This window comes from Marilutibacter chinensis, assembly GCF_021725675.1.
Lineage (GTDB): Bacteria > Pseudomonadota > Gammaproteobacteria > Xanthomonadales > Xanthomonadaceae > Marilutibacter > Marilutibacter chinensis.
This window is the reverse complement of the sequence record NZ_JAKJPO010000009.1, coordinates 1-21236: the sequence shown is the minus strand read 5'-3', so window position 1 is coordinate 21236 and position 21236 is coordinate 1. Positions and strand designations below refer to the sequence as shown.

Annotated in this window: 17 protein-coding genes and 1 pseudogene; 10 read left to right on the top strand and 8 right to left on the bottom strand. The window is 69.8% G+C overall.

The window, feature by feature from the left end; translation table 11 throughout:
• Window positions 1-177: 177 nt before the first annotated feature.
• From speA to L3V18_RS13615, 3 genes are read left to right on the top strand one after another with little or no spacing between them, the layout of a single operon-like run.
• The gene (gene speA / locus L3V18_RS13625; RefSeq protein ID WP_237055952.1) at window positions 178-2091 is read left to right on the top strand and encodes an arginine decarboxylase; all 1914 of its coding nucleotides are present in this window, start codon (window positions 178-180) and stop codon (window positions 2089-2091) included.
• 7 nt (window positions 2092-2098) lie between these two features.
• Window positions 2099-2368, top strand: coding sequence for a YciI family protein (locus tag L3V18_RS13620; protein WP_237055759.1), 270 nt, complete (start codon window positions 2099-2101; stop codon window positions 2366-2368).
• 1 nt (window position 2369) lies between these two features.
• Window positions 2370-3263, top strand: a complete 894-nt coding sequence (locus tag L3V18_RS13615) for an NAD(P)-dependent oxidoreductase (RefSeq protein WP_237055757.1) — start codon at window positions 2370-2372, stop codon at window positions 3261-3263.
• Window positions 3264-3466: 203 nt separating this feature from the next.
• On the opposite strand, the gene L3V18_RS13610 is transcribed toward L3V18_RS13615, so the two are convergent.
• From L3V18_RS13610 to radC, 4 genes are all read right to left on the bottom strand, one after another.
• Complete coding sequence (locus L3V18_RS13610; RefSeq protein WP_237055755.1) at window positions 3467-3898, bottom strand: hypothetical protein; 432 nt, start codon at window positions 3896-3898, stop codon at window positions 3467-3469.
• 292 nt (window positions 3899-4190) lie between these two features.
• Entirely contained in the window at window positions 4191-5036 is an 846-nt protein-coding gene (locus L3V18_RS13605; protein WP_237055754.1) for an SPOR domain-containing protein, read from the bottom strand.
• Between the two features lie 111 nt (window positions 5037-5147).
• Window positions 5148-6836 (bottom strand): arginine--tRNA ligase, encoded by a 1689-nt coding sequence (gene argS, locus L3V18_RS13600; protein ID WP_237055753.1) that lies wholly within the window; start codon window positions 6834-6836, stop codon window positions 5148-5150.
• Between the two features lie 484 nt (window positions 6837-7320).
• Window positions 7321-7995, bottom strand: a complete 675-nt coding sequence (gene radC, locus L3V18_RS13595; RefSeq protein ID WP_425493538.1) for a RadC family protein — start codon at window positions 7993-7995, stop codon at window positions 7321-7323.
• A 253-nt stretch (window positions 7996-8248) separates the two neighbouring features.
• Between radC and coaBC the strand changes: the two are divergent.
• From coaBC to L3V18_RS13580, 3 genes and pseudogenes are all read left to right on the top strand, one after another.
• A pseudogene (coaBC, locus tag L3V18_RS13590) lies at window positions 8249-9520 on the top strand (bifunctional phosphopantothenoylcysteine decarboxylase/phosphopantothenate--cysteine ligase CoaBC).
• A gap of 101 nt (window positions 9521-9621) precedes the next feature.
• Window positions 9622-10080 (top strand): dUTP diphosphatase, encoded by a 459-nt coding sequence (dut, locus tag L3V18_RS13585; RefSeq protein WP_237055751.1) that lies wholly within the window; start codon window positions 9622-9624, stop codon window positions 10078-10080.
• Window positions 10081-10114: 34 nt separating this feature from the next.
• A complete protein-coding gene (locus L3V18_RS13580; RefSeq protein ID WP_237055750.1) occupies window positions 10115-12466 on the top strand; it encodes a phosphomannomutase/phosphoglucomutase in 2352 nt (783 codons plus the stop codon).
• Window positions 12467-12573: 107 nt separating this feature from the next.
• On the opposite strand, the gene L3V18_RS13575 is transcribed toward L3V18_RS13580, so the two are convergent.
• Both L3V18_RS13575 and pyrE read right to left on the bottom strand, forming a co-directional pair.
• Window positions 12574-13251, bottom strand: a complete 678-nt coding sequence (locus L3V18_RS13575) for a hypothetical protein (protein ID WP_237055748.1) — start codon at window positions 13249-13251, stop codon at window positions 12574-12576.
• Window positions 13252-13335: 84 nt separating this feature from the next.
• On the bottom strand, window positions 13336-14010 hold the full coding sequence (gene pyrE / locus L3V18_RS13570; protein WP_237055746.1) for an orotate phosphoribosyltransferase: 675 nt from the start codon (window positions 14008-14010) through the stop codon (window positions 13336-13338).
• 105 nt (window positions 14011-14115) lie between these two features.
• On the opposite strand from pyrE, the gene L3V18_RS13565 reads away from it, so the two are divergent.
• The 3 genes from L3V18_RS13565 to L3V18_RS13555 are packed head-to-tail and all read left to right on the top strand — an operon-like array spanning window position 14116 to window position 16702.
• Entirely contained in the window at window positions 14116-14931 is an 816-nt protein-coding gene (locus L3V18_RS13565) for an exodeoxyribonuclease III (RefSeq protein WP_237055743.1), read from the top strand.
• Window positions 14928-16340 carry an AmpG family muropeptide MFS transporter gene (locus L3V18_RS13560; RefSeq protein ID WP_237055741.1) on the top strand — a complete coding sequence of 471 codons (1413 nt, stop codon included), beginning with the start codon at window positions 14928-14930 and terminating at the stop codon, window positions 16338-16340. Before L3V18_RS13565 ends, L3V18_RS13560 begins: the two co-directional genes overlap by 4 nt.
• Before the next feature lie 26 nt (window positions 16341-16366).
• Complete coding sequence (locus L3V18_RS13555; RefSeq protein WP_237055739.1) at window positions 16367-16702, top strand: hypothetical protein; 336 nt, start codon at window positions 16367-16369, stop codon at window positions 16700-16702.
• Between the two features lie 47 nt (window positions 16703-16749).
• On the opposite strand, the gene L3V18_RS13550 is transcribed toward L3V18_RS13555, so the two are convergent.
• A complete protein-coding gene (locus tag L3V18_RS13550) occupies window positions 16750-17907 on the bottom strand; it encodes an anhydro-N-acetylmuramic acid kinase (RefSeq protein WP_237055738.1) in 1158 nt (385 codons plus the stop codon).
• A 106-nt stretch (window positions 17908-18013) separates the two neighbouring features.
• Window positions 18014-19456: a M23 family metallopeptidase gene (locus tag L3V18_RS13545; protein ID WP_237055735.1), complete on the bottom strand. Its 1443-nt coding sequence runs from the start codon at window positions 19454-19456 to the stop codon at window positions 18014-18016.
• Window positions 19457-19658: 202 nt separating this feature from the next.
• Between L3V18_RS13545 and tyrS the strand changes: the two genes are divergently transcribed.
• A complete protein-coding gene (tyrS, locus tag L3V18_RS13540) occupies window positions 19659-20867 on the top strand; it encodes a tyrosine--tRNA ligase (protein WP_237055734.1) in 1209 nt (402 codons plus the stop codon).
• Window positions 20868-21236 lie beyond the last annotated feature (369 nt).

Below are 21236 nucleotides of genomic sequence, written 5' to 3'. Positions count from 1 at the left end.
GGGCCGGTCTGGCCGGGGCGGCCCGGGCGGGCCGCGTGAGGCCGCGAATTGTAGCCGAGCGCCACCTCACCGCCGTGACCGCGGCATGACCGGGCCGCCCCGGCGGCACGCCCCATCACGCCGGCGCCTGTAGAATGCGCGTCCCCCGCAACCGGTGTTCCGCCGATGTCTCCGTCGCTGTCCCGCTGGTCCGCCGATCAGGCTCGCAAGACCTACTCGATCCCCCATTGGGCCGAGGGGTATTTCGACGTCGACGACGCCGGCCGCGTCACCGTGCGCCCGCAGCGCGACGGCGGGCCGGCGGTGGCGCTGGCCACGCTGGTCGACGAGGCCCGCGGCAACGGTGCCAAGCTGCCGCTGCTGCTGCGCTTCCCGGACATCCTCGGTGACCGGCTCGGCCGCCTGCAGGCGGCGTTCGCGCAGGCGATGGCCGACTGGAACTACACCGGGGGCTACACCGCTGTGTACCCGATCAAGGTCAACCAGCACCAAGGTGTTGCCGGCACCCTGGCCTCGCACAGCGGCGACGGGTTCGGCCTGGAGGCCGGCAGCAAGCCCGAACTGATGGCGGTGATGGCGCTCTCGCGCCCCGGCGGGCTGATCGTCTGCAACGGCTACAAGGACCGCGAATACATCCGCCTGGCGCTGATCGGCCGCAAGCTCGGTCTCGATACCTGGATCGTGATCGAGAAGCCCTCCGAACTGCCGCTGGTGATGGCCGAGGCGCAAGAGCTGGGCGTGCAGCCTGGCATCGGCGTGCGCATGCGGCTGGCCAGCCTCGGCGCCGGCAAGTGGCAGAACAGCGGCGGCGACAAGGCCAAGTTCGGACTGTCGCCGCGGCAGGTGCTGGACCTGTGGAAATCGTTGCGCGACGCCGGCATGACCGACTGTCTCGGCCTGCTGCATTTCCACATGGGCAGCCAGATCTCCAACGTGCGCGACATCGCCAGCGGCATGCGCGAGGCGGTGCGCTACTTCGTCGAGCTCTCCGTGCTTGGCGCGAACGTGCGCTACATGGACGTCGGCGGTGGCCTCGGCATCGACTACGAGGGCACCCGTTCGCGCAGCTACTGCTCGATCAACTACGGCGCCAGCCAGTACGCGGGCACCATCGTGCAGCCGTTGGCCGAGGCCTGCGAGGAGTACGGGCTGGCTGCACCGCGGATCGTCACCGAGTGCGGCCGTGCGATGACCGCGCATCACGCGGTGCTGGTCGCGAACGTGTCCGAGGTCGAGCAGGCGCCGGAGGGCCGTGTGCCCGAATCGCACGACGACGAGCCGGCGGTGATCCGCCATCTGCGCGAAGTCCACGCCGAACTCGGCCAGCGTCCGGCGGTGGAGCTGTTCCACGAGGCCCAGCACCACCACAGCGAGGGCCTGAGCCTGTACGCGCTGGGCCAGATCGACCTGGTCCACCGGGCCCGCATCGACGACCTGTTCTATGCGATCGCCCATGCGGTCCGTGCGCAACTGAACCCGGGCGAGAAGAGTCACCAGGCGGTGCTGGACGAACTCAACCAGCGGCTGGTCGACAAGTACTTCGTCAACTTCAGCGTGTTCGAGTCGATGCCGGACGTCTGGGCGATCCAGCAGGTATTCCCGATCGTGCCGATCGAACGCCTTGACGAGGTGCCGACCCGGCGTGGCGTGATCGCCGATCTGACCTGCGATTCCGACGGCCGCATCGACACCTACGTCGAGAACGAGACGCTCAACACGTCGATGCCGCTGCACGCGCTGCAGCATGGCCAGAGTTACCGGCTCGGCTTCTTCCTGGTGGGCGCCTACCAGGAGATCCTCGGCGACATCCACAACCTGTTCGGCGACACCGATGCGGTCGAGGTCAGGGTCGATGCCGGCGATCCGCGCGGCTACCGGATCACCCAGCAGCGCCGCGGCGACACCACCGACGTGATGCTGGACTATGTCGGCTACCGCCTCGACGCGCTGCGTGCGGCATACGAGGCCCGGGTCGCCGACGCGCACGTGCCGGCCGACGAGGCGGCGCAGCTGCTGGCCGCGCTGGAGGCGGGGCTCACCGGTTACACCTATCTGGACGACGGCGGTGCCGCGGTCGGTCGCGCGATCTGAGACGGGCATGGACGAAGCTGTCCGGGGGAAGCACTTCCTGGTGCTCGCGATGCGGACTGCGGACTTCGATCCGGCGGTGATCGGGCCGCACCGGGACTTCCTCGACCGGCTGCGCGGGCAGGGGCGGCTGCAGCTGGCGGGCGGGTTCGGTGACGGCAGCGGCGGCGCCTATGTGCTGCGCGCCTGCGACCTTGAAGAAGCCCGTGCGCTGGCCGGGTCCGACCCACTTCACGTCAGCGGCGCATCGCGGCTGACCGTTTTCGAATGGAACGTATGAGATGGCAACCGAGAATTCCACGACCGCACTGAAGACCGGCTTCATCGGACTGGGTGCGATGGGCGCACCGATGGCCCGCTACCTGCACAGCGCCGGTCTGCTGACCGTGGTCGGCAACCGCACCCAGGCCAAGGCCGATGCGCTGGCCGCCGAGCTCGGTGTGCGTGCCGCGCGCTCGGCCGACAACTTCGCCGACTGCGACGTGGTCGCGATGTGCGTGTCGCTGGATGCGGACGTGATCGAGAACGCGACCGCGCTGGCGAAGGTGCTGAAGACTGGCGCGCTCGTGATCGACCACTCGACGGTGTCGGTGCAGACCGCACGCCGGGTCGCCACGCTGCTGGCGGCCGAGGGCATCGGTTTTCTCGATGCGCCGGTGTCCGGCGGCGTCGAGGGCGCGCGCAACGGCAAGCTCTCGGTGATGGTCGGCGGCGCGGCGGAGACGCTGGAGAAGGCGCGGCCGGTGATCGAGGCCTATGCCGCGCGGGTCAGCCTGATGGGCGATACCGGCGCCGGCCAGGCCACCAAGGCGGTCAACCAGGTGCTGGTGGCCGGCATCAACGAGGCGGTATGCGAAGGCCTCGCCCTGGCCGAGAAGCTCGGGCTGGACCCGGATCGCCTGCTGCCGACCCTGATGGCCGGTGCCGCCGGCAACTGGTTCCTCGACAAGCGCGGCGCGACGATGATGCGCGATGCGTTCGCGCCCGGCTTCAAGTCGGTGCACATGCTCAAGGATCTGCGGATCGTGCAGGGCATCGCCCGCGAGGCCGGCGTCCGTACCGCGACGATCGACCAGGCGGTCGCCGATTATGCCGAACTGGTCGAGCGCGGCCATGGCGAATCCGACACCTCGGCGCTGATCGTGCTCAAGCGCAGGCCGCAGGAGCGCTCGTAGGGGTGGCGCAAGCCGCGATCGGGCCTTCCCGCGAAATCCCGTACCGGCTTACGCCCTTCCGCGAGGGATGAAGCTGCGTTCTGGCCGCGGCGTGTTTTCACTGTCGGAGTGAGCTCGCCGCCCGGGCTTCCGTCGACCGCGCAGCGCCTCCGGTTTCGCAGGAGCGGCCCAGGCCGCGACCGGCCCGTCGGTTGCGCTGCCGCTCACCCCTGCGCCATGGCCGCGGGCTCGAAGCGCTGTGCAGCCACCCGCTCGCCGAGAACGGCGCCGAGCCACGCCGCCAGCAGGCTCAGTACCATCGCCAGGGCGTACTGGCTCAGCACGTCGCCCAGGCCGAACGCGGGTCCGTCTTCGGCGGACAGCGCGCCGAGGCCGATCACCGACACGACGCTGAGCCACAGCGCCGCGGCCAGCAGCACCGCCAGCGGCCTGAAGCCCCGGCGGGCGATCCAGCCGCCGACGGCCATTGCCAGCGCGGTCACCAGCAGGCCGGCGATCGGAACCGTGCCCCAGCCGGTGTCCGTGGGCAGATCGAGCGCACGGCCGCTGAGGCTGATGGCCAGATCGAAACCCAGCATGATCGCAAGCGCCGCGATGCAGGCCAGCAGATGTCGTTTGTCCAGTCGCTTGTCCATCGGCTCCCCGGCCAGGATTCGGGCACGCGGTCGGCGTGCGCTGCCTGCGGAGTCTAGGCGCGCCCCGGGGCATGCGTCCGCGACCCGTACACGATTTCGGACGACCGGAGCGATGCGTCGCCTGTCCGGTCGCCGCGGATTCGCCGGACTTCCGACGGGATGCCCGGGAGGCAGAACCGCGCCCATGCCGGGTCGCTCCGTGGCCGGTCGACAGTGGCCGGGCCGCATGGTTGTCAGGACGGCCGTTGTGGTCTGGCGCGGCGGCCGTTACCGCATGCAGGCCGTTGCCCGGCTACTGCACCTTGATCGCGAGCGCGTCGAGGCCGCCGTTGGCGAGCTTGCGCTTGGCATCGGCCAGATCGCTCGCGGTGCCGTACGGCCCCATCCGCACCCGGTAGACGGTCTTGCCCTTGATCTGCGCCGACTCGACGCGTGCGCCAAGACCCAACAGGGCGATGCGTGCCTTCAGTTCCTCGGCCTGGCCGGAGGCCTGGAAGGCACCCGCCTGCAGAATGTAGCGGCTGCCGTCGCCCGCACCGGCTGCGGTCGCCGTATTGCCGGCCGTCGTCGATGCGACGGTCGGTGCCGTATTCCGGGCTGTCGCCGGTTCGCGCGCCGGCTGTGCCGGCGGCTCGCGACGCTCGGGAGCGGATGTCGTGCCCGTGTCGGCATCGACCGGGCGCGGCAGGGCGCGATCGGTCGATGCGACCTGCACGTCGGACTCGCCATTGAGCGCGCGTAGCGCACGATCGCGTTCCAGTGCCGCCCGACGCTCGGTCTCGGCCCGTTCGGTTGCGGCCAGCTCGGCATCGGTCATCGGCACTTCCTTGCCGGTGAGCATGTCGTAGAACGCAAAATCATCGCCCTTTGCGTCCGTGGCCGGCGCCTCGCCGGTTGCCGCTGCTTCGCCGCTGCTTCGCGGCGCCGCGATCTCGTCGTCGGCGCTCGATACCGGCGCGGGTTGCGCGTCCGGGTTCGGCTGCGGGCGGAAGAAGCCGTCGCCGTCGGACTTCAGGTAGCCGGGTGCGACCAGGACCACGATCAGGGTCAGCAGGATGCCGAGCACCATCCAGGCCCAGCCGGGCAGGCCGTTGCTCTGGTTGCGCTTGGCCTGGGACTTGTTGCGTCGTGCTGCCACCGTGTGATCAACCTCGTAGCTGTCGCTGCCGGCATCGTGGGCTGCCGGTCGAAATGTGATGCCTATCGCGGAATGCGGTTTTCCGGTCAGTGTATGCGAGGCACGGTCGGCTTACATCACCTCGGGAGCGCTCACGCCCAGCAGGCCGAGGCCATTGGCGAGCACCTGCCGGGTTGCGAGGGCCAGCACCAGGCGCGCATTGCGGGTCGCCGCGTCCTCGACCAGGAACTGGTGGTCGTTGTAGTACGTCTGGAACGTCTGCGCCAGTTCGAGCAGATAGGCGGCCAGCTGGTGCGGCTCGAGGTCGCGGCCGGCGCTCTCGACCACGTCCGGGTAGCGGCCGATCGCGGCGACCAGCTCATGGCAGGCGTCATCGTCCAGGTCCAGCGGCTGCAGCAGGCCCTGTTCACGATCGAACTCCAGTCCGCGTTCGGCCAGCTGGCGCATCAGTCCGCACATGCGCGCATGGCTGACCTGGACGTAGTAGACCGGGTTGTCGAGCGACTGGCTGCGCGCCAGATCGATGTCGAAGGTCAGCTGCGAGTCGGGCTTGCGCGCGATCAGGAACCAGCGGGTCGCATCGCGTCCGACCTCGTCGATCAGATCGCGCAGCGTCACGTAGCTGCCGGCGCGCTTGGACAGCTTCACTTCCTCGCCGCCGCGCATCACGGTGACCATCTGGTGCAGCACGTACTCCGGCCAGCCCTGCGGGATGCCCTTGTCGAGGGCCTGCAGGCCGGCGCGCACGCGGGCCAGGCTGCCGTGGTGGTCGGCGCCCAGCTCGGTGATCGCGCGTTCGTAGCCGCGCTGCCACTTCGACAGATGGTAGGCGACGTCCGGCACGAAGTAGGTGTAGGTGCCGTCGGACTTGCGCATCACGCGGTCCTTGTCGTCGCCGAAGTCGGTGCTGCGCAGCCAAAGCGCGCCGCCGTCCTCGTAGGTGTGGCCGCCGGCGACCAGCCCGCGCACGGTCTCCTCGACCTTGCCGTCGGTGTACAGGCTGCTCTCGAGGAAATAGACGTCGAAGCCGACGCCGTACGCTTCCAGGTCGAGGTTCTGCTCGCGGCGCAGGTAGGCCACTGCGAACTGGCGGATCGCGTCCAGATCGTCCGGATCCTTCGCGCCGGTGACGACATGACCCTCGACCTCGACGCTGTCGCCGCGCAGGTAGGCCGCGGCAACGTCCTTGATGTAGTCGCCGCGGTAGCCGTCCTCCGGCCAGCCGGCATCGTCCGGGCCGCGGCCCTGCGCGCGTGCCTGCACCGAGATCGCGAGATTGTTGATCTGCGCGCCGGCGTCGTTGTAGTAGAACTCGCGCTTCACGTCCCAGCCATTGGCGGCAAGCACGCGGGCGATGCAGTCGCCGATCACCGCGGCACGGCCGTGGCCGACGTGCAGCGGGCCGGTCGGATTGGCCGAGACGTACTCGACGCCGGCGGTGTGGCCGCGGCCGGCGTCGTTGCGGCCGTAGGCCTCGCCCGCGGCGAACACCTCGCCGACGGCATCGCGCCAGGCCGCCTCGGCGATGCGGAAGTTGATGAAGCCCGGGCCGGCGATTTCGACGCCGGCGATCGTGCCGCTGGCCGGCAGTGCATCGACGATGGCCTGGGCGATCGCGCGCGGGTTGGACCGGGCCGGCTTGGCCAGCAGCATCGCCGCATTGGTCGAGAAGTCGCCCTGTGCCCGGGTCTTCGGTCGCTCGATGACGAAGTCGGGCGTGGCGAGATCGGCCGGCAGGGTGCCGGCGGTGCGCAGGGCGTCGATGGCCTGCGCGACCAGGGCGCGGAGGGCGGCTTTCACGGGCATTTCCGGGTGCGTTGCGGAACCGCGCATTGTACGCGAGCGGCAACACGCGGGTTGCCGGTTCTGGCGGCATGCGGCCGTTGGGATATGGCGCGACGGCCGGGCGGTTCAGTCGACAGTGTCCCGCGCAGGGGGGAAGCCGCCGGCGCACGGAGTCGTGGGCTGGCAAGGTTGACGCGGCAGTCCGGTCTCGGGAGGGCCGGGCCTCCCGGTGCGCCCTTCCGCGCGCCGGATGCTGGAGGCGGCTGACCGGAAGGCGGCTGCCCGCGGGGCCGCTCCGCCGTGGCCGCGTCCGATTCCGGCAATCCTCGACGCGGACGGCCACTCGCCTCAACCGGTCGGCCGGCCTTTCGACCCCGGTGGGGAAAGAGTATCCGGACATGGACGGAGGCGGCACGCATGGGGAGCCACTGTCCAGTGCCCGGTTCGCGACAGTCTTCGGATCCCTGGCGCAGCGGCTGAGGGTGATGGCTGTTCAGCTTCAGACCCAGCCCCGCGCGGCCAGCGAGACCGGAGGGCCGTCGGCGATCACGAAATGGTCGAGCAGGCGCAGATCGACCAGCGCCAGTGCGTGCTTGAGCCGTGCGGTGACCGCGCGGTCGGCGGCGCTGGGCTCGCGATTGCCGCTGGGGTGGTTGTGGCCGACGATCAGCGCCGCCGCGTTGTGGGCCAGCGCCCGTCGTACCACTTCGCGCGGATGGACCTCGGCACCGTCGAGGGTGCCCTGAAACATTTCCTCGAACGCCAGCGCGCGGTGGCAGGCGTCGAGGAACAGGACCGCGAACACCTCGTGCGGCCGCCCGCGCAGGCGCTGCGCGAAGTAGCGGCCCGCAGCGCCGGGATCGCTCATCGTCTCGCCGCGCTCGAGCTCGGCCGACAGGTGACGGTGGGCGAGCTCCAGGGCGGCGGCCAGTTTGCAGGCCCGGGCCGGCCCGAGTCCGGGCAATTGCGCCAATTCGGGCGGAGCGCATTCCAGCAGCCGGCGCAGCGGCCCGTGGGCGGCGAGCAGCTGGCGCGCGGTGGTCACCGCATCCTGTCCGCGCAGACCGGAGCCGAGAAAGATGGCCAGCAGTTCGCCGTCGGACAGCGCGCCCGGACCTCGGGCGAGCAGCTTCTCGCGCGGGCGTTCGGCGGCCGGCCAGTCACGGATGTGCAGCGGAGGGTTGGCGATTGGATCCTGAAGCGCGTCATGCATTGATAGGGCCCGTCCTTGGGCAGGTGTCCAGTCCTGGGAGTGGCGGTGAGCCGGCGCCCGGCCCGCGTTGGGGAAAGTCCGCGGACCGGTCCGGAGATGCCGGCCACCCCGCCACAAGGCCATTCCACCTGATCGCGGGGCGCGGCGCAGCCGGAAAATCACCTGGCATCGGGTAAGCTAAACGCCCGGTTTCGCCTAGGAAATTTCCGACCCGATGTCCGCTGTCCTGGACGGAAAACACGTGCTGCTGTGCGTCTGCGCCGGCATCGCCGCCTACAAGGCGGCCGAGCTGGTGCGGCGTATGCGCGACGCCGGTGCCGAGGTCCAGGTGGCGATGACCGCCGATGCCGGCCATTTCGTCGGCGAGGCGACTTTCCAGGCGCTGTCCGGACGTACGGTGCGGACCTCGCTGTGGGACGCGGCCGCCGAGGCCGCGATGGGCCACATCGAGCTCGCGCGCTGGGCCGATCACGTGGTGATCGCGCCAGCCACCGCCAACACGCTCGCCAAGCTGGCCCACGGCATGGCCGACGACCTGGTCACGACCCTCTGCCTGGCGACCACCGCGCCACTGACGGTCGCGCCGGCGATGAACCATCGCATGTGGCAGCATCCGGCGACCCGGGCCAACATGGACACCTTGCGTGGCCGCGGCGTGCGGGTGGTCGGTCCGAACGACGGTCCGCTCGCCGAGGGCGAGTCCGGTCCCGGTCGGATGAGCGAGCCGCACGAGATCGTCGCCGCTCTGGCGGACGCGATGCGGCGGGAAGGGGCCTGAGCGATGGCCGCGCATCACGGACAGTCCACGCCGGCGGCGTCGATGGCCGGCCTGCGCGTGCTGGTCAGCGCCGGTCCGACCTACGAGGACATCGACCCGGTCCGCTTCATCGGCAACCGCAGCAGCGGCAAGATGGGATTCGCGATCGCCGCCGCTGCGGCCCGTCGTGGCGCCGATGTCGTGCTGGTCGCCGGGCCGGTGTCGCTGCCTTCGCCGGAGGCGGTGACCCGGATCAACGTGCGTTCGGCCGCGGACATGCATGCGGCGGTGATGACCGCGCTGCCGGCCGACGTCTACATCGGTGCCGCGGCGGTGGCCGACTTCACCCCGCGAGAGGCCTCCGCCAGCAAGATCAAGAAGCGCCCGGGGAGCGATACCCTGACCCTCGAGCTGGTCCGCACCCCGGACATCCTGGCAGAGGTCGCCGCGCATCCGGCGCAGCGTCCGCGGATGGTCGTCGGGTTCGCCGCCGAGACCGACAACGTCGAGGGGTACGCGCGCGGCAAGCTGGCCAACAAGCGCCTGGACATGATCGCCGCCAACCGCGTCGGCGTCGCCGGCAGCGGCTTCGAGTGCGATGAAAACGCACTGTCGGTGTTCTGGAACGACGGCGAGCGCGCGCTGGGTCCGGCCACCAAGACCGAACTGGCCGACCGGCTGCTGGACCTGGTGCTGGAACACCTTCCGGATCCGCGGCCGGGCGCATGATCGCGCCGGGGCACGAAACTTGCGTCACACCCGAGGCCGCAGACAGCCACTCCGGGATGAGCTTGCCCGGGATCCCACCGCCCGAGGACACCGGACATCCGATGCGTCACACCCTGGAGCTGAAAATACTCGACCCGCGATTCGGCGACGCCTGGCCGCTGCCCGCCTATGCGACCGAGGCCAGTGCCGGCCTCGATCTGCGCGCGGCGCTCGACGCGCCGCTGACGCTGGCGCCGGGCGATGCCGCGCTGCTGCCGTCGGGGCTGGCGATACACATCGGCGACCCGGGCCTGTGCGCGGTGATCCTGCCGCGATCGGGACTGGGTCACAAACACGGCATCGTGCTCGGCAACGGAACCGGGCTGATCGACGCCGACTACCAGGGGCCGTTGATGATCAGCGTGTGGAATCGCGGCCGGCAGGCTTTTACGATCGAACCCGGCGACCGCATCGCGCAACTGGTGATGTTGCCGATCGTGCGTGCGAGCCTGCAGGTCGTCGACGAATTCGAAGCCAGCGCAAGGGGTGCCGGCGGCTTCGGCCATACCGGCGTGCGCTAGCGGAGCGACAGGCTTCAAGGGGAAGGATGGAATGGTGGATCTGAAGATCGAGCGGCCGCAGCTGTCGGCCGAACAGAGCAGGCTGCTGCAGCGGGTGCTGGCAGTGGCCTGCCTGCTGCTGGCCGGATGGTTCGCGTGGTGCGGTTGGCAACTGCACCAGGACAGCAGCCGACGCGAGGGCCTGCAGGCCGCGCGCGACTCGGTCGCGCAGGCGGTACAGAACACGCTGGGCGGCGAGTACAAGCGGATGGCGGCGCAGCTGGCCAAGACCGACGTGCGCGCCGCGCTGGCGGCCGGCGATTTCGCCACCGCCGGCACCCGGCTTGCGGAGGGCTGGCCGGAGGCCAGGGAGGCGCGGGTATTCGCGCCCAGCCTGCAGGATGCCTACGCAGTGCTGACCGCCGAGGGTGCGCGCAGCGGCGGCTACGGCCGTCTGGCCGCACTGGAGGCGGCGATCGCGCAGAACCGCCCCGTCGCGTGGATCGTCGGCGACGCGGCGACGCGGCGGCTGGAAATGGCCGCGCCGGTGCACGGGGACGGCCGCCTGGTCGCGGTGGCCGCGGTGCAGCTGCCGCTCGACCCGATCCGCAACGCGATCGAACAGGCGGCGGTGGCCGACGACACCTATCTCGCGCTGCGGCAGGGTTCGCTCAGCGTGGTCGAGCGGGGCGACAGCGGGCTCGACAGCGGCGCCGAGGCGCTCGCCGTACGCATTCCCGACAGCGAGTGGCGTGTCGCCGCCGCAGTGCCGGACGTTGCCGGCGGCCCGTTCGGCCTCGACGGTCCGCGTTGCTTCATGCTCGCCGGCGTACTGTTGCTGATGGCCGTGCTGGCGAATTACGCCGACAAGTTCGCGCGCCGCCGCAAGCCTGCCGAAGGCGAGGAGGAGGAGCCGGCCTCCGAGCAGACCCTGGCCGAGTCGCTGCAGCAGGCGCCAGCGCCCCCGCCCACTCCCACCCAGCAGGTATCCGTCATCGACAACGACGCTCGAACCCCCACCGCCCAGGTCGCCATCGACCGCGGCATCTTCCGTGCCTACGACATCCGCGGCATCGTCGGGCAGTCGCTCGACGCCGGCATCGCCGAGCTGGTCGGCCATGCGATCGGCTCGCTGATGCACGAGCAGGGCCACGACGACATCGTGGTCGGCCGCGACGGCCGCCTGTCCGGTCCAGAGCTGAGCGAAGGCCTGATCGCCGGTCTTCGCAAGGCCGGCCGCAACGTGATCGACATCGGCCTGGCGCCGACTCCGCTGACCTATTTCGGCGCCTACCACCTGCGTGCCGGCTCCTGCGTGTCGGTCACCGGCAGCCACAATCCGCCGGACTACAACGGCTTCAAGATCGTCGTCGGTGGCGAGACCCTGTCCGGCGACGCGATCACCGACCTGTACGCACGCATCGCCGAGGACCGCCTGCATACCGCGCCCGCGCCGGGCCGGCTCGAGCAGCGCGACATCAACGACGACTACGTCGAACGGGTCGCGTCCGACGTGCAGATCGAGCGCCCGCTCAAGGTCGTCGTGGATGCCGGCAACGGTGTCGCCGGCGAACTCGGCCCGCGCGTGCTGGAGGCGATCGGCGCCGAGGTCACGCCGCTGTACTGCGAGATCGACGGCACCTTCCCCAATCACCATCCCGATCCGAGCGAGCCGCACAACCTCGCCGACCTGATCAAGATGGTCGACCGCCTGGAGGCCGATCTCGGCATCGCCTTCGACGGCGACGGCGACCGCCTCGGCGTGGTCACCCGCGAAGGCCAGAACATCTTCCCCGACCGCCTGCTGATGCTGTTCGCCGCCGACGTGCTGGAACGCAATCCGGGCGCGGTGGTCATCTTCGACGTCAAGTGCACCGGCCGCCTGCCCGGCCACATCCTCCGCCACGGCGGCAGCCCGCTGATGTGGAAGACCGGTCATTCGCTGATCAAGTCCAAGATGCGCGAAACCGATGCGGAACTGGCCGGTGAGATGAGCGGCCACTTCTTCTTCAAGGAGCGCTGGTACGGGTTCGACGACGGCATCTACGCCGCGGCGCGCCTGCTCGAGATCCTCGCGATGCACCCGGACGGCCCGAGCCAGGCGCTGGCGGAGCTGCCCGACGGCGTATCCACGGCGGAGATCAAGGTCGAGGCCCCGGAAGGCAATCCGCATGCGTTCGTCGACGCGTTCCGCGAGCAGGCCCACTTCGAAGGCGCGCGACTGTCGACCATCGACGGCCTGCGCGTGGACTGGCCCGACGGCTGGGGCCTGGTGCGTGCGTCCAACACCACGCCGGTGCTGGTGCTGCGCTTCGATGCCGACAACAAGGCCGCGCTCAACCGCATCCAGGCAGCGTTCCGCACGCAGCTGCTCGCGCTGAAGCCGGATCTGAAGCTGCCGTTCTAGGTTGGATCCGGACTCGGAATGCAGGAAGCCCGCCGGACCGGCGCAAGCCGCGATGAAGCTTTCCATGAAAGCCAGCCGCGGCTTGCGCCGCTCCTGCCGCTGTCAGGTCAGCCCTCGGCCGCTCCCTTCAGTTCGCGATAGCGGGCAAGTGCGGCCTCGAATTCGCCCTCGACGTCGCGCCGCTCCTGCTCCTGCTGGGTCAGCATGTCCTGCTGGCGCAGCAGTTCCTGGTGCTGGCCCTGGATGTTGCCGGCCAGAGCCTTGTCGACCGGCTTGCCGGCCAGCTCGGTCTCGCTGGCGCGGCGCAGCAGGGTCACCAGGCTCTGGCGCAGGCCCTGGATGCCGAGCTCGGAGGCCTTGACGGTTTCGTCGAGCAGCACGATGCGGTTCTGGTAGGCGCGACGCAGGTCGTTTTCGGTCGCATAGGACTCGGCCATCGCCTTTTCGCGGCGGGCCTGGGCGGCCAGCCGGGCTTCGGCGAGCTGGTGCGCGCGTTCCTGCTCGGCCGCGGCGGCACGCTCCTCCTGGGTCAGCGCACGGCCCACGGTGGCCGTGGTCATGCCGCTGTTGACGCTGATCTCGGTGCGCGCGCTGTCGACCGCGCTGGCCGGCAGGGCATCGCCGCAGACCTTGCGACCGCTCTCCTCCCAGCAGTAGAGCTTCTTGTTGCCGCCGGCGCCGCCCTTGCTCTGGGCGGCGACCGGGGCGGCCGCGAGCAGCAGAGCGCCGGCGGCGATCGCCGGCAGTGCGCGTGCGTCGCGGATCCGGCGACGGATCGTGTTCATGGCGGACCCCGTTCGTCCATGGTCATCTTTCGTTCATGACGCAAGAGTCGGGCCAAGCCCGCGAAGAGCTTGCGACCGCGCCGGTCAGCGTGGCGTGAGGCTCCCGTAGGCGTCCCGGTAGGCCAGCAGGCGCCCGCGCTCGGCGGCCAGGGCGTCGTCGTCGCCCGTGAAGTCCAACAGGTCGTCGAGCCCGGCGACGCTGATCACAGGCAGGCCCTGCTCATCCGCGACAGTTTCTGCCGCAGAGCGTCGGGACACGGCCGGGTCGACGGCTTCCTGCCGATCCAGCGCGATCACGATCCCGGCCGGGGTCCCGCCGCCGGCGCGGATGATGTCCAGCGCCTCGCGGATCGCGGTGCCGGCGGTGATCACGTCGTCGACGATCAGCACCCGCCGGCCATCCAGCGGTGCGCCGATCAGGGTGCCGCCCTCGCCATGCGCCTTGGCCTCCTTGCGGTTGAACGCGACCGGCAGGTCGCGACCCCGGCGTGCGTACTCGCAGGCCAGCGCGGTGGCCAGCGGGATGCCCTTGTAGGCAGGACCGAACAGCAGGTCGAAGTCCCCGATCGTGCCGTCGGCGGCGCGCGCGTCGATCGCGTCGGCATAGCAGGCGGCAAGCCCCGCCAGTGCCGCGCCGCTGTTGAACAGCCCGGCGTTGAAGAAATATGGGCTCTGCCGGCCCGACTTGAGTGTGAACTCGCCGAAGCGCAGCGCTTGGGCGCGCAGCGCGAGGTGCAGGAAGCGGGACTTGTACGACACGGGGCTGAGAGTCGAGGGGCGGGGCTGGAAGCATAACCCGCTCGTGGAACGCCCCCGCCACGGATGGGCTACGCTCTCAGCCTTCAGCCCTCAGCACTCGCTTCAATGAAAATCATCAGCTTCAACGCCAATGGCATCCGCTCGGCCGCCAGCAAGGGCTTCCTGGACTGGTTTCGCGCGCAGGACGCCGACGTGCTGTGCCTGCAGGAGACCAAGGCGCAGGAATCGCAACTCGCGGACCCGATGTTCCGTCCCGACGGCCATCACTGCTTCTATCGCGACGCGATCACCAGGAAGGGCTACAGCGGCGTCGCGATCTACAGCCGGCGCGAGCCCGACGAGGTGCGCACCGCGCTGGACTGGGCGCCGTTCGACGACGAGGGCCGCTACATCGAGGCACGCTACGGCAACCTCAGCGTGGTCTCCTTCTACATCCCCTCAGGCTCCTCCGGCGAACTGCGGCAGGGCTTCAAGTTCGAGGTGATGGAATGGCTCAGGCCAATCCTCGACCAATGGCTGGCCAGCGGCCGAGACTACGTGTTGTGCGGCGACTGGAACATCGTGCGCAGCGCGCTGGACATCAGGAACTGGAAATCGAACCAGAAGAACTCAGGCTGCCTGCCGCCCGAGCGCGAATGGCTGAACGCGCAGATCGGCCGTGATGGCGGCAGCGACGGCACCGACGGCCGTGAGGGCGGCTGGGTCGATGCCTATCGCGCGCTGCATCCCGAGGGCCAGGACTACACGTGGTGGAGCAACCGCGGCGGCGCCCGCGCCAACGACGTAGGATGGCGGATCGACTATCAGCTGGTCACCCCGGCGCTGGCAAAGCGGTTGAAGGCCTGCTCGATCGCGCGCGAGCCGCGCTTCTCCGACCACGCCCCGTTCACGGTGGAATTCGACGGGGAGCTGGCCGGGTGAGCGGCGCTTCCGCGGTGCCGTCGAGCGGCGCCGGCACGACGGGGCGGCGCCGCTCGGGCTGGCGCGACGTGCTCGCACGCCTGCGCGAGCCGAAGGTGCTGGTGATGCTGTTGCTGGGCTTCAGCTCCGGCATCCCGATCTACCTGGTCGGCAACACCCTCGGCTTCTGGATGCGCGAGAACGCGATCGAGTTGTCGACGATCGGGTTCCTGTCCTGGGTCGGCCTGGCCTATTCGCTGAAGTTCCTGTGGGCACCCCTGGTCGACAAGCTCGACGCGCCGCTGTTCGGACGCTGGCTGGGGCGCCGGCGCGGCTGGATGCTGCTGTCGCAGCTGGTGATCGCGGCGGCGCTGATCGGGATGGCGCTCGTGCAGCCCCGAAAAGGCATGCTGCTGCTGTTCGGCACCGAACTCGACCAGTTGCTGGTGTTCGGCGCGCTGGCGCTGGTGGTCGCGTTCGCATCGGCGACCCAGGACATCGTCATCGATGCCTGGCGCATCGAGAGCGCGGACAGCAACGAACAGCAGGGCCTGCTGACCTCGAGCGCGACGCTCGGCTATCGCGGCGCCCTGCTGGTCACCGACGCGCTGATCCTGATCCTGGCCGCCCATGTCGGCTGGGTGGTGTCGTACGAGGTGATGGCGCTGCTGATGGCGGTCGGTGTCGCGGCCACTCTGTCCGCGCGCGAGCCGGCCGCCAGCATGGCTGCCGCGGCCGCGCCGCATCCGATGCTGCTCACGCCGCGGGGGCTCTACGACGCACTGATCGCCCCGTTCGTGGTGTTCTTTCGCGAGCACGGTAGCTGGGCGCTGCTGATGCTGCTGGTGATCAGCCTGTACCGGCTGCCGGACTTCCTGCTGGGGCCGATGGCCAACCCGTTCTATGCCGATCTGGGGATCGACAAGGAGACGGTCGGCGCGGTGCGCGGCTCGATCGGCCTGGTCGCGACCACCGTCGGCATCGCCGCGGCGGGGCTGAGTGCGGTGCGCTTCGGCTTCATGCCGACGCTGATCGCCGGCGCGGTACTCGGCCCCGGATCCAATCTCGCCTTCTCGTACCTGGCGCTGCACGGCGCCGACGCCGGCGTGTTCACCGCAGCGATGGTGATCGACAATTTCTGCAGCGGCTACGCGGGAGTGGCGTTGATCGGTTACATGTCCAGCCTCACCAGCGTCGGCTATACCGCGACCCAGTACGCGTTGCTGAGCTCGTTCTATGCGCTGCCCGGCAAGGTGCTGAAGGGGCTGTCCGGGGTCGCGGTCGAGCAGCTCGAGGTCGGGCGCAGTCTGCTGGAGGCCTACTCGCTGTTCTTCGCCGGTACCGCCCTGGTTGGCCTGCCGGCGGTCCTGTTGTGCATACTGGTGGCCAAGCGCCGGCCACGGTCCGCCGGGGAGGCGGGCGCAGCGTGAGCTCCTCCGTCGTCAGCGGTCCAGCCATGAGCGACATCATCCTTCGCGACATCGACGCCGTGCTGATGGGACGCATCAAGCGTGTCGCCGATGCGCACGGCTGGAGCTTGCAGGTCGCGCTGATGCAGGTACTGGAACAGGGTCTGTACGTCTGCGAGGGCGAGCTCTCGCGGTCGTTCGACGATGCCGACGCGCGGGCGCTGCAGGAGGCGATCGCGGCGATGGAGCAGGTCCCCAGCGATCCGGGCTTCGCGAAGATCGGACGGGTGGAGCCACCGCCGCCGCCGCCGAAAGCGCCCGACCAGACGGTATCGCTCCCGCGTGGCCTGTTCGACGAGGCCTCGTCGAAAGTAGACGACTGACCGTCGACGGCCGATCGCGACCGGCGCGGGTCACCCGCGACCAGTCTTCAGCGGGCGGCCGGATGCACGACGCCGAGCACGCGCGGCCCGGTGGCGCCGCTGACGCTGGGCAGGTTGCCGGCCCCCCCGGCCAGGGTCTGGCGTGCCAGCCATGCGAAACCCATCGCTTCGACGAGGTCCGGATCGACGCCGTGCACCGCGGTCGATTCCACCCGCACGCCCGGCAGGTGCGCGGCGATCCGTGCCATCAGCAGCGGGTTGTGCACGCCGCCTCCGCAGGCGAGCAGTCGTTGGGTGCCGGGCTGGGTCGCGCGCAGCGCATCGGCGATCGTGCGTGCGCTCAGCTCCAGCAGCGTCGCCTGCACGTCCTCGGCACGCTCGTCGCCCGACAGGCGCGCGGCCACCCAGTCGAGGTGAAACTGCTCGCGGCCGGTGCTCTTCGGCGGCGGCTCGGCGAACCAGGCTTCGTCGAGCAGTCGCGCCAGCAGCGTGCCGTCGGGGCTGCCATCCGCCGCGAATGTGCCGCCGGCATCGTAGTCGCGCCCGGTATGGCGCAGGCACCAGGCGTCCATCAGGCAGTTGGCGGGGCCGGTGTCGAAGCCGCGCACCGCCGCGTCCGGATCGGCGGGCAGCAGGGTCAGATTGGCGATACCGCCGAGATTGAGCACTGCGCGGTCCTCGTCCGGCGCGCGCAGCAGCGCGTTGTGCAGCGCCGGCAGCAACGGTGCGCCGTGGCCGCCGGCGGCGAGATCGCGGCGCCGGAAGTCGGCGACCGTGGCGATGCCGGTGCGCTCGGCGATCACGTGGGCATCGCCGATCTGCCAGGTGAACGGGTGCCGGCCGTCGTATGCCGCACCGGCGGGCCGGTGGCGCACGGTCTGTCCGTGCGAGCCGATCGCGGTGATCGCGTCGGCCGACAGTCCGGCCGCATCGATCAGGGCCAGTGCCGCTTCGGCGAACGCTTCGCCGGCCTGCACGTCGAGGGTCGCGATCTCGTCGAGCGAGTCGATCCTCGCACCCTGGCCGATCTCGACGAGCCGCGCGCGCATTGGCGCCGGCCAGGCGTGGCTGTGGCCACGGACCAGCCGGCAGCGGGCATGTTTGTCGCCGTCGGGAGAAGCGTCGAAGCGGACCAGCGCGGCGTCGATGCCGTCGGCGCTGGTGCCGGAGATCAGGCCAATGAACAGGTGGGAATCGGTCGCCATGCGCGCAGCTTACGCTTACGCCATGGCGGCGGGGACCAGGTCGGCTTCAGCGACGTTTCCGGTAGCCGGACCGATCATCGGCCAGGTTCACCGGCACCCGGGAAGATCAGCCCTTCTTGCCCCGGCCGGCCGGCTCGGCGGTCGCGACCTGGCTGCCATCCGCTTCGCCGCCGACGTCGGCGTAGATGATCCGCTCGACCTGCTGGATGCGGGCCAGCGCCGGGCCGGTCTGGGCACGGAACTCGGCCAGGGCGGCGCCGCGCAGCGGCTCCGGCGGCGGCATCGTCACCGACAGCGGATTGCGGTGCACGCCGTTGATGCGGAATTCGTAGTGCAGATGCGGACCGGTGGCCAGTCCGGAGCTGCCGACGTAGCCGATCACCGAGCCCTGCGGCACGCGCTGGCCGGCCTTGTACTTGCCGAAGCGCGACATGTGCGCGTACAGCGTGGTGTAGCCGCGGCCGTGGTCGAGTACCACCGTGCGACCGTAGCCGCCCTTCCAGCCGACGAACTGCACGCGGGCGTCGCCGGCGGCCATGATCGGGGTGCCGGTACCTGCGCCGTAGTCCACGCCCTTGTGCTGGCGGACCTTGCCCAGCACCGGATGGCGGCGCGCGCCGAAGCCGGAGGTCAGCCGCGCATACGGGATCGGCATGCGGATGAAGCTCTTCTTCAGCGGACGGCCGTCGGCGCTGAAATACTCGGCCTTGTCGCCGCGCTCGAAACGGAAGCCCGAATAGGTCTTGCCCCCGGTGGTGAAGGTCGCCGCGAGGATCTTGCCGCGCCCGATCCGCTCGCCCTCGCGCCAGTTCTCGTCCATCACCACGCTGAAACGGTCGCCGCGCTGGATGTCGGTGTTGAAATCGATGTCGTACTGGAAGATCTCGTCGGTCAGCACCGCGATCGCGGCCGGCGACAGCCCGGCCTTGCGCGCCGCGACATAGAGCGAACTGGTGATCTCTCCGGTCGCGACCACGGTGCGGGTCTCGACCGGGCGCTCGATCACGGTCTCCCTGATCGAGTCGCCGTCGATGTGCAGCTCGACACGATGGGTATCGTCGCGATCGAAGCGGAACGTGCGCAGTCCGCCGTCGACCGGCAGGTCGAACGCCAGCTGGGTGCCGGGACGCAGGCGGCCGAGCGCTTCCTTCGCACTGGGCTGGGCGAGGATCAGCTGCAGGGTCGCCGCGGGAATGCCGTTGGCCTCGAACAGTTCACCGAGGGTCTGGCCGGACTGCACGGTGACGATCTGCCAGCTGTCGCCACGCGCCTGTTCGGGCGAGCGCACCTGAAGCGGCGGCAGCGCCAGCGCCATCGACTGGCGCGGCGCGTGCGCCGGCGCGGTGACGTCGGTGCTGAATCCCGGCACGATCGCCGCCACCAGCAGTCCCATCGATGCGAACAGGCTCGCCGTCGCCCATTGCCGGCGCGACCACCGGCCATTGAAGCCGTCGGAGAGGTGACGGGCCAGCACCGGGCGGTGCAGGGCGGCTTCGCGCAGGGCCTTCAGGCGCTCGCGCCGGCTGGCGCCGGAACCCGGTACAGTCATGGACGTGGTCTCCCCCTGCGGAAGCTGTGAAGGTGGCGTGTCGGGGGTACCATAGTCACGCGAGCAACACGCGTCAAACCCTTGAGCTGAATAGGGTTTTTGGAGCTGGCGAGTGTTAACGCCCCTTTAACCTGCATCTGTGTCCGTCGTCGCATTCAGGTCGACGGTCCGGCCCCTGTAGAACGCCCGTAGAGAGTCCGCCTTGTCCATCCAAGCTTCCCTCGAACTGATCGGCCGCGGCGCCGACGAAATCCTCAAGCAAGACGAACTCGAAGCGCGCCTCAAGGAAGGCCGTCCGCTGCGGGTCAAGGCCGGCTTCGACCCGACCGCGCCGGACCTGCACCTGGGTCACACGGTGCTGCTCAACAAGATGCGGCAGTTCCAGGACCTCGGCCATCAGGTGATCTTCCTGATCGGCGACTTCACCGGAATGATCGGCGACCCGACCGGCAAGAACGTCACCCGCAAGCCGCTCACCCGCGAGGACGTGCTCACCAACGCGAAGACCTACGCCGACCAGGTGTTCAAGGTGCTCGATCGCGAGCGCACCGAGGTGCGCTTCAACTCCGAGTGGTTCGGCAAGATGGGCGCTGCCGACATGATCCGCCTCGCCGCGCAGCACACCGTCGCGCGCATGCTCGAGCGTGACGACTTCGCCAAGCGTTACGCCGCCCAGCAGTCGATAGCGATCCACGAATTCCTGTATCCGCTGGTGCAGGGCTACGACTCGGTGGCGCTCAAGGCCGATGTCGAGCTCGGCGGCACCGACCAGAAGTTCAACCTGCTGATGGGCCGTGGCCTGCAGGAGCACCACGGCCAGAAACCGCAGATCGTGCTGACGATGCCGTTGCTGGAAGGGCTGGGCGGCGTGCAGAAGATGAGCAAGTCGCTGGGCAATTACATCGGCATCGACGAGCCGGCGATCGAGATCGTCACCAAGACGATGAAGATCGACGACGCGCTGATGTGGCGCTGGATCGAGCTGCTCAGCTTCGAGATCGGCGTCGCCGAGGCCGCGAGTCTCCGCCGGGAAATCGACGCCGGCCAGCTCAATCCGCGCGACGTGAAGCTGCGCTTGGCGCGCGAGCTGGCCGCGCGCTTCCATGATGCCGCCACCGCCGAGCAGGCGGTAGCGGGTTGGAACGCCGCGGTTCGCGGCCAGGGCGACACCGCGCAGCTGCCGCTGAATGAAGTCGCGGTGCCGGCGGAAGGGTTGCGGATCGCCGCGCTGCTGACCGTTGCCGGGCTGACCCCGAGCAACTCCGAGGCCAACCGCAAGCTCAAAGAGCGCGCGGTGCGCATCGATGGCGAAGTTGTCGAGGACGCGCAGCGGGTGTTCGCGCCCGGTTTCGAGGGCGTGCTCGCGGTCGGCAAGCGCAACTTCGCCCGCGTCCGCCTGGTCGCCGCCTGAGTGCCGCAACGCGCGTCCTCGCACGCGCGTTGCGGTTGTCCGGGAGCGGATACGAGAGGGCCGCCGCCGCGGCCCTGAAACAATTTCGTCATGCTCCCTTCCCAAAGCCGGAATGGCTGTGCACAATGCGCGCCCCGCATCGGGATGTGAGTGGTTGCGGGGGCGTATTGGAGGCGGTTTTCAGCGGGCGGTTGACGGTCTGGGGAGTTGCTGTAAGATGCGCGGCCCGCTGGCGGTGAGGCGCGAGCTGAACGGTGGCGGGGAGGCAGGAAACGGGGTGTGAAAAGGTGTTGACGGCCCTGAAAACTGCTGTATGATGAGCGGCTCCCTCGGGCACTTAGGCGATTGCCGGTGGCGGAGGGTGAAGCG

What these genes read in the sequence shown, in the direction of transcription:
- L3V18_RS13545 (WP_237055735.1), bottom strand. Translation starts at nt 19,456, where the DNA reads ATGACTGTACCGGGTTCCGGCGCCAGCCGGCGCGAGCGCCTGAAGGCC.
- L3V18_RS13565 (WP_237055743.1), top strand. Translation starts at nt 14,116, where the DNA reads ATGAAAATCATCAGCTTCAACGCCAATGGCATCCGCTCGGCCGCCAGC.
- L3V18_RS13620 (WP_237055759.1), top strand. Translation starts at nt 2,099, where the DNA reads ATGGACGAAGCTGTCCGGGGGAAGCACTTCCTGGTGCTCGCGATGCGG.
- L3V18_RS13550 (WP_237055738.1), bottom strand. Translation starts at nt 17,907, where the DNA reads ATGGCGACCGATTCCCACCTGTTCATTGGCCTGATCTCCGGCACCAGC.
- dut (WP_237055751.1), top strand. Translation starts at nt 9,622, where the DNA reads ATGCGTCACACCCTGGAGCTGAAAATACTCGACCCGCGATTCGGCGAC.
- L3V18_RS13575 (WP_237055748.1), bottom strand. Translation starts at nt 13,251, where the DNA reads ATGAACACGATCCGTCGCCGGATCCGCGACGCACGCGCACTGCCGGCG.
- L3V18_RS13555 (WP_237055739.1), top strand. Translation starts at nt 16,367, where the DNA reads ATGAGCGACATCATCCTTCGCGACATCGACGCCGTGCTGATGGGACGC.
- L3V18_RS13610 (WP_237055755.1), bottom strand. Translation starts at nt 3,898, where the DNA reads ATGGACAAGCGACTGGACAAACGACATCTGCTGGCCTGCATCGCGGCG.
- L3V18_RS13615 (WP_237055757.1), top strand. Translation starts at nt 2,370, where the DNA reads ATGGCAACCGAGAATTCCACGACCGCACTGAAGACCGGCTTCATCGGA.